Consider the following 15,275-nt stretch of genomic DNA (forward strand, 5'->3'; position numbering starts at 1 on the left):
TATTTGATTTTCAATTAGTCCTTTCTATTATTTCTAAGATTTCCAATAACCGATTCAAGCGCTCGATCAAAAAGCAAGCCGTCATTAAGAACACTAATGAGCCCCTGCTGAGCCATGTCTAACAACTCAGGTTTATTCTTATCGGCTACCTTAATGCCACTCCGATCGACAAAAATGTACTTTCCCGTGACTCGAATAAGTGCCGCTAATTTGCACCGAATGATTTTTCCGTTTTCTTGGAACTCTAACCAAGAGCCCACTCTTAAAGATTCAATCATTTCTGCGCTAGCCGCATCTGAAATAACAGAGGTGTTGCGCTTAACAACCTCAGGTATATTTATGGCCGACTCAATCGTTATAGCCTCAGGTAGCTCGGCGCTTTTAGGTTCTTTGCGTATAGTTTCTTCACATATAGTTTGTTCGCGCACAGCCTCCGTTTCATTTACCGCTACACCTTCACCGCTTATGTCTGAGTCACTTACACCGTCAAGTATCAAGTCAACATCATCAAGAAGTGAGTCCATCGAGTTCGAAATATCAGACGAGTCATCTTCTAGGGAAAGACCTTCATTCCTCTCTTCTAGGTCGTCATCTATCCCTAAATCTTTTTCGACAGTTTTAGGGTCAATTAAGTCAGCAAACGTCTGGTTAGCATGGGGGGCGTTTTCAGCCTTTAGCGTGTCAATATCAAGGCTTGCTGTTGCTAACATCTGCAATGCATCTATATGCAGGCCTTCTAATGACTTAAGTAATTCACTTGACTTGAACTGATCATAAGAAGCCTCATTTAAACCTGCTCTTAAGTTTTTAAGCAGCCCCGGAATCAATGAGAGTAAATGATTCCTTGCATCGGGCTTAGCCTTATCTGGGCAGACACTCCACACTAAATTTTCTGCTACTGTTAGCACCCCCCCCCACTCGGCACTTTGTTCGCCATGCTTTAAGTACGTCAGGGACATATACTGACCCCAAGCATCCTGTAATAACGCCTTGGCTGACTCAGGTAGTGTTTTATTGCCTACAATGCGCTCAATACTGTGCTGAACAACACTTTTAGCGGTCTCATTTCTCGCCATACCCTCTTCGGCATCACGAGTACGCTGCTCTATTAGCTGGCCGCGTCTGCTTTCAACATCTAGAAAGCGGGTAAATTCCGACAATAGCGATTCAAATACATCAAAGTTACTATCAAAGTTTTCAAGCAAGCTCTGAACAACATACTCAACCTTATCTTTTAACGGGTCTCGCTGGCCTTCTGGTTTTTCATTCCAACCAATCGCAGCTGTCGCAATTTCATTAAGTAACTTACGAGCCGGATGACCACCTTTGTTAAAAAAGTTTCGATCAAGCATCGCCACTTTTAACATAGGGATCTGTAAACGCGCGATCAACGCTTTCATCGTAGGCTGTAGCTGCCTGTCATCAAGAATAAACTCGAATAACATCGATACTAAGTTGATAACATCATCATCAACCTTCTTAAATTTTGGGGCTTCAATTCCCGACTCACTCATCTGACCAATAAGAAGCGATCTAAAGTCCATCACCCCAATTTCGCCATTGTTTGGAGCAAGTGGGAGCCCCTGCTGAGCATTTGACAACACCGATACAACTTGGTCACGACTCACTTCTGTAAAGCCACTAGCGCCGCCTACACTACCGCCCACAAAGCCGTTGTTGGTTTGCTGAGCGTTACCTTGGGCGTGGAGCATATGCCTTAGACTTTCAAACAGGCCTGCATCTTCTTCAATAATTTCACCCGTTTCACCGTCCATTAAGTGATTACCTGAGTGCGAATACCTATCCGTATATGAACTGCCGTCTGAATATGCGTTGCCATCTGAAGAAGACTGTCTTGAAGTAGAGTGCCCGGCGGACGCAGACTGGCCCGGCACTCTTTTATCCGCAGACCTCACTTGTTTAAGGTCTGGCATTACGCCGTCATCTATCAGTTGTTGGTTAGATTTCTGGTACATGTCGGCAATATTCGTTAACACGTACTTTTCAAATAATTTGAATACAATAAGTTTTGATTCGATATCAACCTGAAGGTCTTTGCAGCCATCCACAAAGCTGTGAACAAGTATTTCTGGACTTGCTGGGATATGGGCTTGATCAAGACTCGCATTAGGTAAAAGCGACTCAACTCTGATTTGGTAGTGATCAATCGACTGTCCGCAAGTCCCTCGTGTTTTACTGACCATCCCCTCTATGGCAACACGTTCTTCAAGCTCATCATTTTGAACAAGGCTTAATGATTCTAAACTGGACGGGGCTTCTGTGGCTGTAATCCCTTGCAGCTTATAACGACCTACTTGATTAAACGATCTAACGACAGACTGCAGCATTAACAGCGCAATTTGCTTACGCTGCAATCTGACTTCTCTCATAGCATCAAAATATTTCGCCTGCTCACCGTTTGACCCCGCTTTATCAGCCAGTTCAAACAGCGCATCATCGGCATTATCAAAAAGCTGGCGCAACAACGTTTTCAATTGGCCTATAGCTAAATCCCGCACTTTTGAAAGAGGTGCTGGGAGGGAGCCTGAAGAGGCTTTGCCATCTGGCACGGTCCTCAGTTTATCGAGGTCAACTACATTATGATTCTGCGTCATATTGATTTCACTATAAGTAGCTATCATCTGACCCTTACCGGTTTACGTTGCAAACAGGGTAAGGAAGTCTTTTCATTTCACGTTAATTTACATTTCATTTTTCCATCTACTATCAATCTTTTATAGATCATCTGTGTCAACAAATGTCACGAAATGTCACTTCGAGAAGTGGTTCACAAATTAAGACTTTAGATTGCCAAACTAATAACACTGATAAGTTGAAAACGCTATCAACAGCATAGCACTCTTACCAAAAGCATGTTTTCGGCGCATTCTGACTAGTACAAAAAATTAATTCACCCACCCCAAGCTCTCTTGTATAGTGAGCAGAATCAAACCTATTTCAGCAAAAGACATCATTTTTGGAGCCGCCAACACTCAATGCCCGCACCCAATAACACCCAAGATACGCCCGTTTCAAAAAAAACAGGGCGAAACATGGCGATCATTGCATGGGTCATCGGAATGATCTTACTCACTCGTTTCTTGGGCGTTTGGGAGGATAAGCAGCACAACCCTAATCAAAACTTAGCCACTATTTCAGATGATGTATCAAAAACCTCGGTAGCACTAGAGAGGAATCGTTATGGGCATTATGTTTTTAACGGCCAAATTAATGGTCACGACGCTACGTTTATGATTGATACCGGCGCAACCGATGTAGTCATTCCTCAGGCGCTTGCCGATAAAATTGGCTTAAAACACTACGGACAGTCACAAGCGTCAACCGCAAACGGCATTATTACCGTTTTTAAGACATCGCTTAAAAGGGTTAGCATTGGGCCAATAACTCTTTATAATGTCTCAGCCAGTATCAATCCGGCCATGACATCAGAAGACGAAGTATTGATGGGGATGAGTGCCTTAAAACAGCTAGAACTGCGTCAAAAAAATACAACTCTTACACTCTCCCAGCATTAACATAGCGTCAACCCGAATCAACACTTAACAAATTAGACACCCATTATGACCCATACTCTGCATTCTGCTATTTTACAAAACGTCAAAACTGCCTTAGAAGAAGATATTGGAAGCGGTGATATTACCGCGCAATTAATTGCAGAAGACGCTCAAGCTAAAGCGCATGTTATTACGCGAGAACGTTGTGTTGTTTGTGGTATTGACTGGGTTAATGAAGTTTTTAAACAAGTAGATAAAAATATTCACATAGAATGGCATGTCTCAGAAGGTGATACCGTTCAACCCAATACCCGCCTATTTTCTTTAGCAGGCCCTGCAAGAGGCTTATTAACAGGCGAGCGAGCGGCACTTAATTTTTTACAAACCCTTTCAGGCACAGCCACTATCTGTAAAGAGTATGCCTCAATGGTTTCTCATACATCAGTGAAATTACTCGATACGCGGAAGACCATTCCTGGGCTCAGGCAGGCACAAAAATACGCAGTGACGTTTGGCGGTTGTTACAACCACAGAATTGGGCTGTATGATGCATTTCTTATTAAAGAAAATCACATTATGGCTTGCGGCTCAATCAAGCGAGCTGTTGAAATGGCTCACACTATAGCGCCAGGTAAACCAGTAGAAGTCGAAGTCGAAAGCCTAAAGGAGCTTGAAGAAGCATTAAACGCTAAAGCAGACATTATCATGCTCGACAACTTTGATAACGACGCGTTAGTTAGGTCTGTTGATATGGCAGCAGGCATTGCGAAATTAGAAGCGTCTGGTGGTATCAATAAAACGACACTTACCGCCATTGCTGAGACGGGTGTAGATTACATTTCAATTGGTGCGCTCACTAAAGACTGTAAAGCTATTGATCTATCTATGAGATTCTCACTTTAACCCAAAAATGGAGTAAGAAAGTCACTTCACTGCTTGCTACATTAAATTACATAACAACACATTTTGTTTCACACTAAAAGAGAGTTTTCAGATTACACTGAGAACTCTCTTTAGAAACAACAATACATTATTAAATACGACGAACAGCCACGCGCCAAATGACTGAATTCGCTGCCAGCAAGGATGCAAGGGATGACACCCAATAAACTCAAAGAGTTTAATCTAATCAAATGGCTATCACCGATTAAAGATCACCCCGTTAGATCAATAGCGCTATTTCTCACCTACATGGTGTTAGCTCAGACCTCAGTTTCTATAACGCTTCCCGATTCACCGATTTCACCCGTTTGGTTACCCTCTGGATTTGCGTTAGCGATTGTCTATATTTACAAAGAATCTGTTTTACCTGTGCTGTTCATGGCCGCCCTAGCGAGTGCGGCTTCAGACTTTCTCTTCAGCAACAATAATGTGCTTAGCACTGTAGCGCTCGTAGCTTCATTCGGCTTACTCAATACGCTACAGCCTTATCTTATCTATCGGTTTTTCATCAACGTTACAGGCGCTGATTATCCGTTCGACCGAGACCGAAGTCTGTTAGCATTTTACCTAGGTGCCATCTTAGTTATTGTTTTTACATCCTCAATCTTCGCTATGCTCTCGAGTATCACTCAACCTGATAGCGGCATTAACATTAATTACACGCTGAGGCTGCTGGTGTTTACCCTGGCAGACTTTTTAGGCATATTGTTTCTGACACCCTTAATACTTGCTCATCATCAGTTTCGCGGTTTTCGATATATATCCGATAAACTATTAGAATGGAGTGCATGGTTTGTTGGCTTAGGTATAGTCTCATATTTGTCTTTTTACCAAGGCATACAAAGTGTGTTCCTAGTACTACCCCTGACCATTTGGGCTGCTACACGATTTAGCCAAGCAGGATGCGCTGCCGCCGTTTCAATAACGTTATCTCTAGCATTTCTAGCGCTTATCTATATTGACCCCATCAACTCCACACCTAACAACCTATATGATCTCATTATTTTGGAGATCCTGTTAGCCATTATCATTACCACAACACTTTATGTCAGCGCACTACTGGAAGAGCGACAAAAAGTAGCCAGTAAGCTCGAAGACATCGTATTGCAACGAACAGAACAATTACAAAAAACCAACCAAGAACTGAGTGATGAAGTTTATATAAGAAAGCAGGCAGAAAAGTCTTTTCGACGATCATCGCGGCGATACAAAGCACTGATTGAAACAGCAGGTAGCCCCATTATAGTCATCGATGACCGCTACCTGATTAAGCAGTGGAATAGTGCTGCAGAATCTCTTTTTGGCTACAGCCGAGATGACGTCATTGGCAAAAATTATATTGATTGTTTTGTACCTCAACAGCAGCAAGATGAGACAGCTTGGAAGATTACAAAGGTCATTGAAAGTGGCGTAGGCAAAGAAAACCTCAACAGCGAAGCCATTGCATTCGATGGTGTCGAGCACGCTATGCTTTGGAATATCAACCGTATTTCTAATTCAGATGATGAGCCAACCCAAGTCATTCTGATCGGCCAAGACATTACTGAAATTCAAACAACACAAGATCAACTTCACCACCTTGCCCATTTTGATATTCTTACAGGTGCGGCTAACAGGCGACTATTTGAAGACAGGTGTAATCAAGCACTAAAACAATCACTTAGACACCAACATTCGATTGCAATCATTACCTTAGACATCGACTTTTTCAAGCGCATCAATGATACATTCGGCCATGACGCCGGCGATGAGCTATTAAAAGTAATCGTCAATCGATTAACCGCCTGCGTCCGAAATGAAGATACTGTTGCACGCCTAGGCGGAGACGAATTCTCTGTATTATTGGCAGACGTAAGTGGTGTAGAAGGCGCAGAACTAGTTGCCAGAAACATTCTGGATGCCATAACAACACCGATTCCACTCCCTAGCGGTGAATTAGTTATCACGTCTAGCATTGGTGTTTCTTTAGCCCCTGATGACGCAGCCGTTTATGCTGAGCTATTAAAAAATGCAGATATGGCCATGTACCAAGCAAAAAGTTCTGGCCGAAATAATATTCAGTTTTTTGACCCAAAAATGAATGAAGACATGCTTCAGCAACTTTCGATTGAGCAAGAACTACGTCACGCAATCACTAACAACGAGCTTAAGCTGTATTACCAACCTATTATCGATATTGAGTCTGGGCAAATAATTGCACTTGAAACACTGCTTAGATGGCAGCATCCTACTAAAGGGTTATTATCACCTGACAAGTTTCTAAAAGTCGCAGAACAAACGGGACAGCTTCTAGCTATTGGCGAGTGGACACTGCAAAACGCTTGCCTTCAGGGTAAAGCAGTACAGGCAATGAGTAAAACCCCGGTTAAAATCACTTTAAACGTGTCTAATCGACAATACAGCCACCCTCAACTCGTAAAAACAATAGCGCGAGTATTGATGGAAACCCGATTTAATCCCCGCTTTTTAGTGCTAGAAATTGAAGAAAATACCATTACCAACAAGTTAGAAGAATCGGTCATAACACTGAATAAGCTGAAAGAGCTGGGGTTAACGCTCACTATCGACAGCTTTGGCAGCGGAATTTCGTCGCTAAGCCATCTCAAAAAACTACCCATTGATATCATCAAAATTGATCGCACGTTCATCAAGGGTATTCCAAGTGATGAAAACGATATGATTATTACAGAAACACTCATTAATATCGCCCACCAGATGAACCTTAGAACCTTTGCAGCAGGTATTGAAACCCGAGAGCAAGAAGCTTTTTTGAAGATAAACGGCTGCCAATATGTACAAGGTTATCTGTATTCCAACCCGCTTCCGAGCGAGCTTTTGCCGCAACTTTTTCAAGAAATCAGAAACGGTTTACGCCTTAACGAAGGCAGTCAGTCTTTTAGCCTATAAGCTAAAACCTTACAAATATTTCTCTCATAACAGAAAACCATTACTGCTCCGTAATCAACTGATCAAACGCCTTGATCAAACTGATCAGAGGTTCAGCATTCACGTTATTCACCTTAAAAAACTCTTCCGCCATTGGCGCTATATCACTTGTTTTCGGCAATTCAGCCCCTTGCGCTATGATGAATTTTAATCGTGCAATAAACACAAACTGTACCCATTCAGGAAAGGTCATGGTGTCTATACAAAAAGGCTCTACACTCATTAACTGTTGGGGCTCTAAAGGCTTATCAGACCAAAGCCCTAATTGCCGTAATTCAATTTCAATTTCTCGAAGCAAATTAGCTATCTTCGAATGCATGTTCTAACCTCAAAATATAGTAACGATCGTTGGCAATCGACGCTATTAACAATAAAAACCCTGCAAACACTAGTCACTGATGCGTTAGACTTTTAAATACAGGTCATTTCACACTTTGATCCTTATGATAAAGGTTTTAAAATAACCCACCAAGCAAACCTACTATAGTTTACTAACCTAGCACACACTATTAAGGATAATCATGGAATACCCTACGTCTCTAAACGCACTTTTAGCATCAACCAAGCTAAAGTTCCGCTGGGTTAACATCGGTAGAGGCATTAGAAACATCAGCCAAACGCAATTTGACTCGTTTGAATCCTGCCAATCAGCTTACCCTTGGCCTGTAGCCTACCAAGCTCAATTCGCTCTCATTGTCTGGAATCCAGGCCAAGATCAACAACATACCATCTGGTTCTTTAAGCTTCCGTTAGATGAGCAAGGGTTGATTATCCCTCAGGCGCGAGATGCCTTAATTTTAGAACTGTTAGCCATGCTTGGCATCACATCCTCTCAACAGCAAAATAAAAACGAGTCGTCTGTCTATACCTTTGAGCCTGATGATGAACAAAAGGCCGCTATTCACGCTAAAGTCAGCAAGATATTAGCCGAGCCCCCTTCAGCATGGTTTCAGCCGGTACAAGACTACCTATCAAGTAAAGATTCAGGCATTCTCTGGAGCAACCTAGGGCTTCAGGGGTTTGCAGACATCGTTGAACGCGTGTCAGAGGATAAAATTTCAAGCACATTATCAAGTGCAATGGGCTGGGTCGACGCCCCTGCATTTGAAGCACTTTGCCGTTTTATTCAGAATAAAAAAGCACCGGTTATGTTAATCACAGCTATAATCAGCCGAGTCAATGCGTCGCTATCAAACGCTAATCAAGAGCCCCTACCGGTTAGCTTCTATGACAGCGCCATACGCGCATTTTCCCAAGCAGATAAAGACAGTAAGGTGACAGAATGCATTAGCGCTATACTGGCATCACCTGCAGGACAAAATATAGAAGTGCTTCATAGTTTAAGCCTTTACTGTTGGCAGCACCTGAAAGATAAAAAGCTGATGACGCAATATCTCGACAACTTATCTCAGATTGAAGATGAGAAACCGATCTTTATTCAGCTAGTCACAGATTTAATGTTTGTACCTGATATGCGCCCTGAGGTGCTCACTCAATTCAGAAATCCAGAGCGGTCAGAAAGCCTAGGTGTTGCAATAGGACGTTTAATGAGTGGTGTTAGAGGTTAATACTGAAAGGGCTAGTACAGTAACTATTGCCACCCTTGCTAACGCCAAGGGTGGCGGTCTTAATTATGATCGCCTAAAGCGCTTCTAACGCGACTTTTTCACCGTTGAGCACTTTATGTAAATCGATAAACTGCTTGGTTAACGGGTGCTTAGGGGCGAAGTGTATTAACGGACTCTTAGCTTGGTGAGATTCTTTCATCTTAACAGATGAAGAAAGTCGAACAGGTAATACAGGTAGCTGCTCTTCTAACAGTTCGCTAATTAACTGACGTGGCAAGCTCGCTCTTGGTAAAAATTGGTTGGCAATAATGCCTTCTACCGATAGCCCTTGGTTATGGTCTTCTTGTAAATCTTGAATCTCACCCATAATTTGATAAAGCGCCTGACGGGAAAAGTCATCACAATCAAATGGAATCAAGCAACGATCTGCTGCAATCAACGCTGATCGAGTGTAAAAGTTAAGGGCTGGAGCCGTATCAATATAGATACGATCGAAGGTTTCACCCAGTTTGTTCAACGCGTCTCTTAATTTGTAAATTTTATGCTTAGCTTCGAGCTTTCGCTCAAGATAATCGAGCTCTGGGCTAGACGGCAACACATAAAGGTTATCAAACGGCGTTGCATGAACAAAATCTTCTGGTTTCTTGTTAAAAATATTAAACGCAACGGTTTGCTCGAACATGTCACCAATGGTGTCTTTCAAGTCAGCGGTTGGCTTACCCAGTAAATAATGACTAGAATTGCCCTGCGGGTCTAGGTCAACAACCAGCGTTCTCAAGCCCTCAGCAGCACTAATCGCCGCCAAATTCGAGGTAATACTAGACTTACCTACTCCACCTTTTAAATTAAATATGACACGCTTCATGTTTCCCCCAGGTTTTAAAATCCTTGTTGTCAGCAATCGAATGCAAATTCGATTTTCTGCAGACTATATTTTAATCAAGTTCTTCGCGACTTGTAACACGTTTCTCTAATACAATCTAAAAATCTATGCCACTTAGTTTTTACAGTTACATAAATATGTTTTACGACCTACACTAACACGGCTTACCAACCTAAGACCGACTTCACAAATGGGACCGTCAGTCGGCGCTGAGCACTTAATGAGGCATCATCAAGTTGGTCTAACAAAGCAAATAGTTCATCAAGGCTACGGTCACTTCGCTTCATGATATAGGCAGCGGTTTCATCGCCTAAAATCAACCCCTTGTCTTTAGCTTTCGATTTAAGCGCGACTGCTTTCTCTTCATCGGTCAGTTTAAATAGCTGCAATAGCAAGCCTGCACCTAATCTTGACCGTAAGTCAGCCAGCTTTAATGTTTGATTCGCCACGGGTTGAGAAGCAGTAACCGTTAACATTTTACCGTTGCTACGTAAGCGATTATAGAGGTCAAAAAGCGCTTCTTCACGCTCAAGATCATCAAATAGTAGGTCAATGTCGTCGAGCATAACTGCATCAAAAGATTCCAACCCATCAAATAGCTGCTTATCAAACACCCCGATATCTTTCAGCGAGAGAAACATTACTCGCTTACCCTGTGCTTCTAACGCATTACAAGAAGCATTCAATAAATGCGTTTTACCACTCGACTGATCACCACAAAGGTAAACAAATAGCTCAGCGGAATTGAGGGCATGCAGTAAAATATGACTATTTTTTTGATTCGCCGCGCCTAAAAAATTTTCGAAAGAGGCGTCTTGACGAAGCTTGACGGACAGAGTCAGCTGCTGAGGGTTATCAGCCTGAACAGTACTTTTCATAACAAACAATCAGGCCTTAATAGATTTACGGTAAATATAGGCTTTTCGGCCCCACACATAGGCATATTGGACACAACTCAACACTGCAAGCGCAGCGACTGCCCAAACTCCGTAATATAGAAAAGATAGCGGCATATCAAAACCAGATAATGAAACCACGATAGCCAATACATAAACAATTTGAACAAACGTATTGAGCTTACTAATCATTGAGGGCTTCATTTCATAAGCACCGATCCAGTAGTGATAAATCAGCGCGCAACTAACTATAATAATATCTCTGCCAAATACCACCGCGGTTAACCAAATAGGTAAATGCCCTGCAATGGTCAGCATGACATACGCCGTCACAAGTAACAGTTTATCTGCAAGCGGATCTGCAATTTCGCCAAAACGAGACTTCCAGTGAAATTGTCTCGCTAGAAACCCATCGACACCATCAGAGAGCCCTGCAATAAAAAACAAAATCAATGCTTGCTTAAAATATTCAAAATAAAGGCACGCAGCAAATGGAATCACCAGTATGATCCGTAAAAACGTTAACAGGTTTGGAAGGTGACGCCACTCTAAGAACATATGTAATCCATTCCGCTGTATTAATTCCCCACGTTTACCACGCTATAAAGCGTTGAGTTTCGACCAACGATAATAAAGCTTGGCACTATCATCTGCATTAAACGACTGAGATATTTCTTCAGTTAATTTTGTATCTAACTCAATGTGTTGCAAAAGCTGTTCTAAATAACCATTCAAACTGATGATAAAGCGAACTTTTTCCCCTTTCGCCCAGGTCAATTGAGCATTATTAACCGGAGGCAAAGTATTTATATAGCGTGTGACAGCAACATAGTCTTCCATCGTGACGATATCACTTACCTCTAGCTCCACCTCACTATTAAGAGAGCTTTCACCGCCTAAAATGGCATAGCGCTCGGCAAGGCTTTCTGCAATGCTCGCTATCATCGACATCGCGCCTTCATCTAAATTTTGATCTTTAATCTCACCACGATAAACAATCCCTTTAAGTTCAAAAACCCACTGACCCGACCAGAGATCACCACGGCTTTGCCCTAAACGACTCACTACAAGCGAATCAGCTGCATAGCGATCAGAAGGGCTTTTTAATGAGTCAATAAACAACCCCCAAACATCCGACGAGCTAACAGCAGCCTCATCATCTAAATCCATCACGGGCAAGTAAATCGGAACCCCTCTTACTTTGGCTGCACGCTTAATAGCTTGCGATAAAGGTGTTTCTTCACCAGCGCTTAATACAGTACGCTTACCTTGATTGTCAGAAGCAAGCCATATTAGAACAGAAGGTCGATTACTCCCCCAAACCGGTTCACCATATTTTTTGAGTGCCTGGCTGACCGCTAAGCGTGAAAACACAACATTTATTCGGTAAAAACTGCTACCAACGCGCCCTTTTTGTGCAGTTTCTGTGGCTAAGGTGACAAGACTATTTCTGTTGTCCGTTATTTCGTAGCTAAATTTTTGAACAAATTGATCAGGCTGCTTGGCAACATCCATTAATTGAGCGTTATCGAGTACCGACGTCTTACCAGACACTCTTACCAACACTTCGTTTAGTGCTAAATTGAACGCTTCTTGCCTTTCAGCTGCACTTTGAGAGCTGACCAAAACATCTGACTGATAAAGCCCACTTATTTGCGCTGCGGTCAATAAGCCTGAAAAAGATAAAATAAATGTTAAAAAAGCTAGCTTAGCTAATGTTTTAATTGAATTTTCGCTAAAAAAAGTTTTCAAATCAGTATCCGTAAAATGAGCACAAAGCAATAGAATAGGGATAATACACCAATAAAACATTTGTTCCTACGTTGGCTGTTCTATTCGTCTCCTGCTAAAATAGCGCGTTTTCAGAATTGCCCCAATACTATTGCCGAGAAACCGATGACAGATAAGCCAGAAACTCAGTCCATAAGTTACAAAGATGCCGGTGTTGATATTGATGCCGGAAACGCACTGGTGGAGCGCATAAAAGGCGTTGCTAAAAGAACACGCCGCCCTGAAGTAATGGCTGGGCTAGGTGGTTTCGGTGCTCTATTCGAACTGCCTACAGGTTACACGCAGCCTGTGCTTATTTCAGGCACAGACGGCGTAGGGACAAAATTACGTTTAGCAATGGACCTAAAGCAACACGACACTATTGGTATCGATCTCGTTGCAATGTGTGTCAACGACCTCATTGTCGCGGGTGCTGAACCACTATTTTTCCTTGATTATTATGCTACCGGCAAGTTAGATGTCGATGTTGCAGCTCAAGTTGTAGAAGGTATAGGCGCTGGTTGTGAGCTTTCAGGTGCTTCGCTTGTCGGTGGTGAAACCGCTGAAATGCCTGGTATGTATGAAGGCGGCGATTATGACCTAGCAGGGTTCTGCGTAGGTATCGCTGAAAAATCAGAAATAATTGATGGCAGCAAAGTGGCCGCTGGCGACACATTACTAGCGCTTCCATCATCAGGCCCACACTCTAATGGCTACTCACTAATCCGTAAGATTATTGAAGTATCAAACGCCGATCTAAATGAAGTGGTAGGAGGCAAACCCCTTTCGACAGCATTAATGGAGCCTACTCGCATTTACGTTAAATCGTTGCTTACGTTAATAAAAAGCAGCCCCGTTCATGCACTCTCTCACATTACAGGCGGCGGCTTATTAGAAAATATTCCGCGTGTATTACCTGAAGGCACCAAAGCCATCATCGATACCGCAAGCTGGGATATGCCACCTGTATTTAAGTGGCTACAAGAAAAAGGCAACGTTGAAACCCGTGAAATGTACCGCACACTAAACTGCGGTGTTGGCATGGTCGTTGTTGTACCTGCCGATAGTGCACCAGCAGCTATCGCATTGCTTGAGGCTGAGGGTGAATCACCTTGGGTTATTGGTTCAATCGCACCTTCACAAGCAGACGAAGAGCAAGTTGAATTAAAAGGATTAAGCGCTTAATGAGCCAACCGGAAATCTCGATAGTCATACTTATTTCCGGTAGTGGGTCAAATCTACAAGCAATTATAGATGCCACCCAAAGCGGAACTATTCCGGCACGTATCGAAGCGGTTATATGTAATAAAGAAGATGCCTTTGGGCTAACAAGGGCTGCTAATGCAGGCCTTGTTACCGAAGTTATTTCTCATAAAAACTATGACAGCCGAGAACACTTTGACCAAGCACTTAAGAAAGTGATTGATCAATATTCGCCAGATCTAGTGGTGCTTGCCGGGTTTATGCGAATTCTCACCCCCGAATTTGTAAAACATTACAGCGGCCGCATGCTCAATATTCATCCCTCGTTACTGCCTAAGTATCGTGGCCTCAATACCCATCAAAGGGCCATTGAAGCAGGTGAATCTGAACATGGTGTAACCGTTCATTTCGTGACTGAAGAACTCGATGGTGGGCCCAATGTGCTCCAAGCCAGAGTCCCCATCAGCACGGATGAGTCAACGGAATCGTTAGCCAAAAAAGTATTACGACAAGAACACCAAATCTACCCGAGGGCAGTAAAGTGGTTTGCTCAAGGTCGACTAAAAATGAACAACAACCAAGCAATGCTTGATGAAAAAACGCTCCCAGAGTGCGGCGAGCAACATCAAGATGGTGCCTGCGATTAGCTATATTATGCATAATATCTAAGGTATAGCTTTAGACCTCTGAATTTTGTCTTTCGGAGGTCTAACCTCTTCTCCCCTTATCTACTCCCGACTCAAAGCTTGACCTTCCGCCCGAAAATCGATTAAGTTGAAAGAGCTATACTCATATTCGACAAAAGCTAACCTACTAGGTGCGGATATCACGAAATGAGACAGTTAGTCATCGCTATTCTTATATCTCTTTTCTCGACACCGTTGTTGCTAAATTCAACAACGCTTTATGCGTTCGAATTAAAACCCAGCAAAGCTAAATACAGCGCATCCTTCAAAAGTGGTATCCCGATTAACGGAACAGCCACCCATACACTCATCAAGCTATCAAACAACATTTGGCGCTATCAATTTAACGTTGACTCTTTTTTTGCCGATGTTAATGAATTCGTTTATTTTCAGTACACTGACGGCAAAGTAGTACCTATCACATACCACTACGAGCGGAATGGATGGGCCGTCAATGACCGAAGAGCAACGTTAGAATTTAACTGGAATGAGCATAAAGTCTTAAATGATGTGCAAGGCATTCCTTGGTCAATGGGTATTCCTGATAACGCCGTTGACAAGCTAGGCTACCAATTGCAAATAAAGCTCGACCTCATGGCTGGCAAAGAGGACTTAGTTTATCAGGTGGCCGATGGCGGCTACCTTAAAGAGTTTCACTTTAGCATCGAGGGTGAAGAAACAATAAAGACTGAACTCGGTAAAGTCACAGCAGTCGTGGTTAAAAAGGTACGCTCAGAATCAGATAACCGCGATAGCACATTATGGTTTGCCAAAGAGTTAGATTATCTATTAGTTAAGCTGATTCAAATAGAAGCTGACGGAGAGCGCTATGAAATAAATATAAAGAGCGTAACAGACAACTGAGC

The 15,275-nt window shown here is 42.7% G+C and carries 13 protein-coding genes; 7 read left to right on the forward strand and 6 right to left on the reverse strand.

Features of this window, described 5'->3' with window-relative positions; all coding sequences use genetic code 11:
- Positions 1-14 precede the first annotated feature (14 nt).
- Positions 15-2,615, reverse strand: coding sequence for a DUF1631 domain-containing protein (locus tag NKI27_RS13095; RefSeq protein WP_265046486.1), 2,601 nt, complete (start codon positions 2,613-2,615; stop codon positions 15-17).
- A gap of 381 nt (positions 2,616-2,996) precedes the next feature.
- Here NKI27_RS13095 and NKI27_RS13100 point away from each other — a divergent pair, with 381 nt between their 5' ends.
- The 3 genes from NKI27_RS13100 to NKI27_RS13110 all read left to right on the forward strand — a co-directional run bounded on the left by NKI27_RS13100 (position 2,997) and on the right by NKI27_RS13110 (position 7,364).
- Positions 2,997-3,536, forward strand: a complete 540-nt coding sequence (locus NKI27_RS13100) for a retropepsin-like aspartic protease family protein (RefSeq protein ID WP_265046487.1) — start codon at positions 2,997-2,999, stop codon at positions 3,534-3,536.
- A 45-nt stretch (positions 3,537-3,581) separates the two neighbouring features.
- A complete protein-coding gene (gene nadC / locus NKI27_RS13105; RefSeq protein WP_265046488.1) occupies positions 3,582-4,418 on the forward strand; it encodes a carboxylating nicotinate-nucleotide diphosphorylase in 837 nt (278 codons plus the stop codon).
- A gap of 192 nt (positions 4,419-4,610) precedes the next feature.
- The gene (locus NKI27_RS13110) at positions 4,611-7,364 is read left to right on the forward strand and encodes a bifunctional diguanylate cyclase/phosphodiesterase (protein WP_265046489.1); all 2,754 of its coding nucleotides are present in this window, start codon (positions 4,611-4,613) and stop codon (positions 7,362-7,364) included.
- A 40-nt stretch (positions 7,365-7,404) separates the two neighbouring features.
- On the opposite strand, the gene NKI27_RS13115 is transcribed toward NKI27_RS13110, so the two are convergent.
- Positions 7,405-7,722 (reverse strand): YqcC family protein, encoded by a 318-nt coding sequence (locus NKI27_RS13115; protein WP_265046490.1) that lies wholly within the window; start codon positions 7,720-7,722, stop codon positions 7,405-7,407.
- Positions 7,723-7,924: 202 nt separating this feature from the next.
- Between NKI27_RS13115 and NKI27_RS13120 the strand changes: the two genes are divergently transcribed.
- Positions 7,925-8,971, forward strand: coding sequence for a DUF3549 family protein (locus NKI27_RS13120; protein WP_265046491.1), 1,047 nt, complete (start codon positions 7,925-7,927; stop codon positions 8,969-8,971).
- 73 nt (positions 8,972-9,044) lie between these two features.
- On the opposite strand, the gene NKI27_RS13125 is transcribed toward NKI27_RS13120, so the two are convergent.
- From NKI27_RS13125 to NKI27_RS13140, 4 genes are all read right to left on the reverse strand, one after another.
- Positions 9,045-9,836 carry a ParA family protein gene (locus NKI27_RS13125; protein WP_265046492.1) on the reverse strand — a complete coding sequence of 264 codons (792 nt, stop codon included), beginning with the start codon at positions 9,834-9,836 and terminating at the stop codon, positions 9,045-9,047.
- A gap of 182 nt (positions 9,837-10,018) precedes the next feature.
- Positions 10,019-10,732, reverse strand: coding sequence for a DnaA regulatory inactivator Hda (gene hda / locus NKI27_RS13130; protein ID WP_265046493.1), 714 nt, complete (start codon positions 10,730-10,732; stop codon positions 10,019-10,021).
- 9 nt (positions 10,733-10,741) lie between these two features.
- Positions 10,742-11,308: a CDP-alcohol phosphatidyltransferase family protein gene (locus NKI27_RS13135; RefSeq protein ID WP_265046494.1), complete on the reverse strand. Its 567-nt coding sequence runs from the start codon at positions 11,306-11,308 to the stop codon at positions 10,742-10,744.
- 42 nt (positions 11,309-11,350) lie between these two features.
- Positions 11,351-12,502 carry a DUF2066 domain-containing protein gene (locus NKI27_RS13140; RefSeq protein ID WP_265046495.1) on the reverse strand — a complete coding sequence of 384 codons (1,152 nt, stop codon included), beginning with the start codon at positions 12,500-12,502 and terminating at the stop codon, positions 11,351-11,353.
- A 144-nt stretch (positions 12,503-12,646) separates the two neighbouring features.
- On the opposite strand from NKI27_RS13140, the gene purM reads away from it, so the two are divergent.
- From purM to NKI27_RS13155, 3 genes are all read left to right on the forward strand, one after another.
- Positions 12,647-13,705, forward strand: a complete 1,059-nt coding sequence (gene purM / locus NKI27_RS13145; protein WP_265046496.1) for a phosphoribosylformylglycinamidine cyclo-ligase — start codon at positions 12,647-12,649, stop codon at positions 13,703-13,705.
- On the forward strand, positions 13,705-14,370 hold the full coding sequence (gene purN, locus NKI27_RS13150) for a phosphoribosylglycinamide formyltransferase (protein ID WP_265046497.1): 666 nt from the start codon (positions 13,705-13,707) through the stop codon (positions 14,368-14,370). The genes purM and purN overlap by 1 nt, the downstream gene beginning before the upstream one ends.
- A gap of 186 nt (positions 14,371-14,556) precedes the next feature.
- Positions 14,557-15,273, forward strand: a complete 717-nt coding sequence (locus tag NKI27_RS13155) for a DUF3108 domain-containing protein (RefSeq protein WP_265046498.1) — start codon at positions 14,557-14,559, stop codon at positions 15,271-15,273.
- Positions 15,274-15,275 lie beyond the last annotated feature (2 nt).

The organism is Alkalimarinus alittae, assembly GCF_026016465.1.
Taxonomy (GTDB): Bacteria; Pseudomonadota; Gammaproteobacteria; order Pseudomonadales; family Oleiphilaceae; genus Alkalimarinus; species Alkalimarinus alittae.

Excerpts from the sequence above, each read along its gene's own strand:
- NKI27_RS13095 (WP_265046486.1), bottom strand. The coding sequence starts at position 2,615 with ATGACGCAGAATCATAATGTAGTTGACCTCGATAAACTGAGGACCGTG.
- NKI27_RS13100 (WP_265046487.1), top strand. The coding sequence starts at position 2,997 with ATGCCCGCACCCAATAACACCCAAGATACGCCCGTTTCAAAAAAAACA.
- nadC (WP_265046488.1), top strand. The coding sequence starts at position 3,582 with ATGACCCATACTCTGCATTCTGCTATTTTACAAAACGTCAAAACTGCC.
- NKI27_RS13110 (WP_265046489.1), top strand. The coding sequence starts at position 4,611 with ATGACACCCAATAAACTCAAAGAGTTTAATCTAATCAAATGGCTATCA.
- NKI27_RS13115 (WP_265046490.1), bottom strand. The coding sequence starts at position 7,722 with ATGCATTCGAAGATAGCTAATTTGCTTCGAGAAATTGAAATTGAATTA.
- NKI27_RS13120 (WP_265046491.1), top strand. The coding sequence starts at position 7,925 with ATGGAATACCCTACGTCTCTAAACGCACTTTTAGCATCAACCAAGCTA.
- NKI27_RS13125 (WP_265046492.1), bottom strand. The coding sequence starts at position 9,836 with ATGAAGCGTGTCATATTTAATTTAAAAGGTGGAGTAGGTAAGTCTAGT.
- hda (WP_265046493.1), bottom strand. The coding sequence starts at position 10,732 with ATGAAAAGTACTGTTCAGGCTGATAACCCTCAGCAGCTGACTCTGTCC.
- NKI27_RS13135 (WP_265046494.1), bottom strand. The coding sequence starts at position 11,308 with ATGTTCTTAGAGTGGCGTCACCTTCCAAACCTGTTAACGTTTTTACGG.
- purM (WP_265046496.1), top strand. The coding sequence starts at position 12,647 with ATGACAGATAAGCCAGAAACTCAGTCCATAAGTTACAAAGATGCCGGT.
- purN (WP_265046497.1), top strand. The coding sequence starts at position 13,705 with ATGAGCCAACCGGAAATCTCGATAGTCATACTTATTTCCGGTAGTGGG.
- NKI27_RS13155 (WP_265046498.1), top strand. The coding sequence starts at position 14,557 with ATGAGACAGTTAGTCATCGCTATTCTTATATCTCTTTTCTCGACACCG.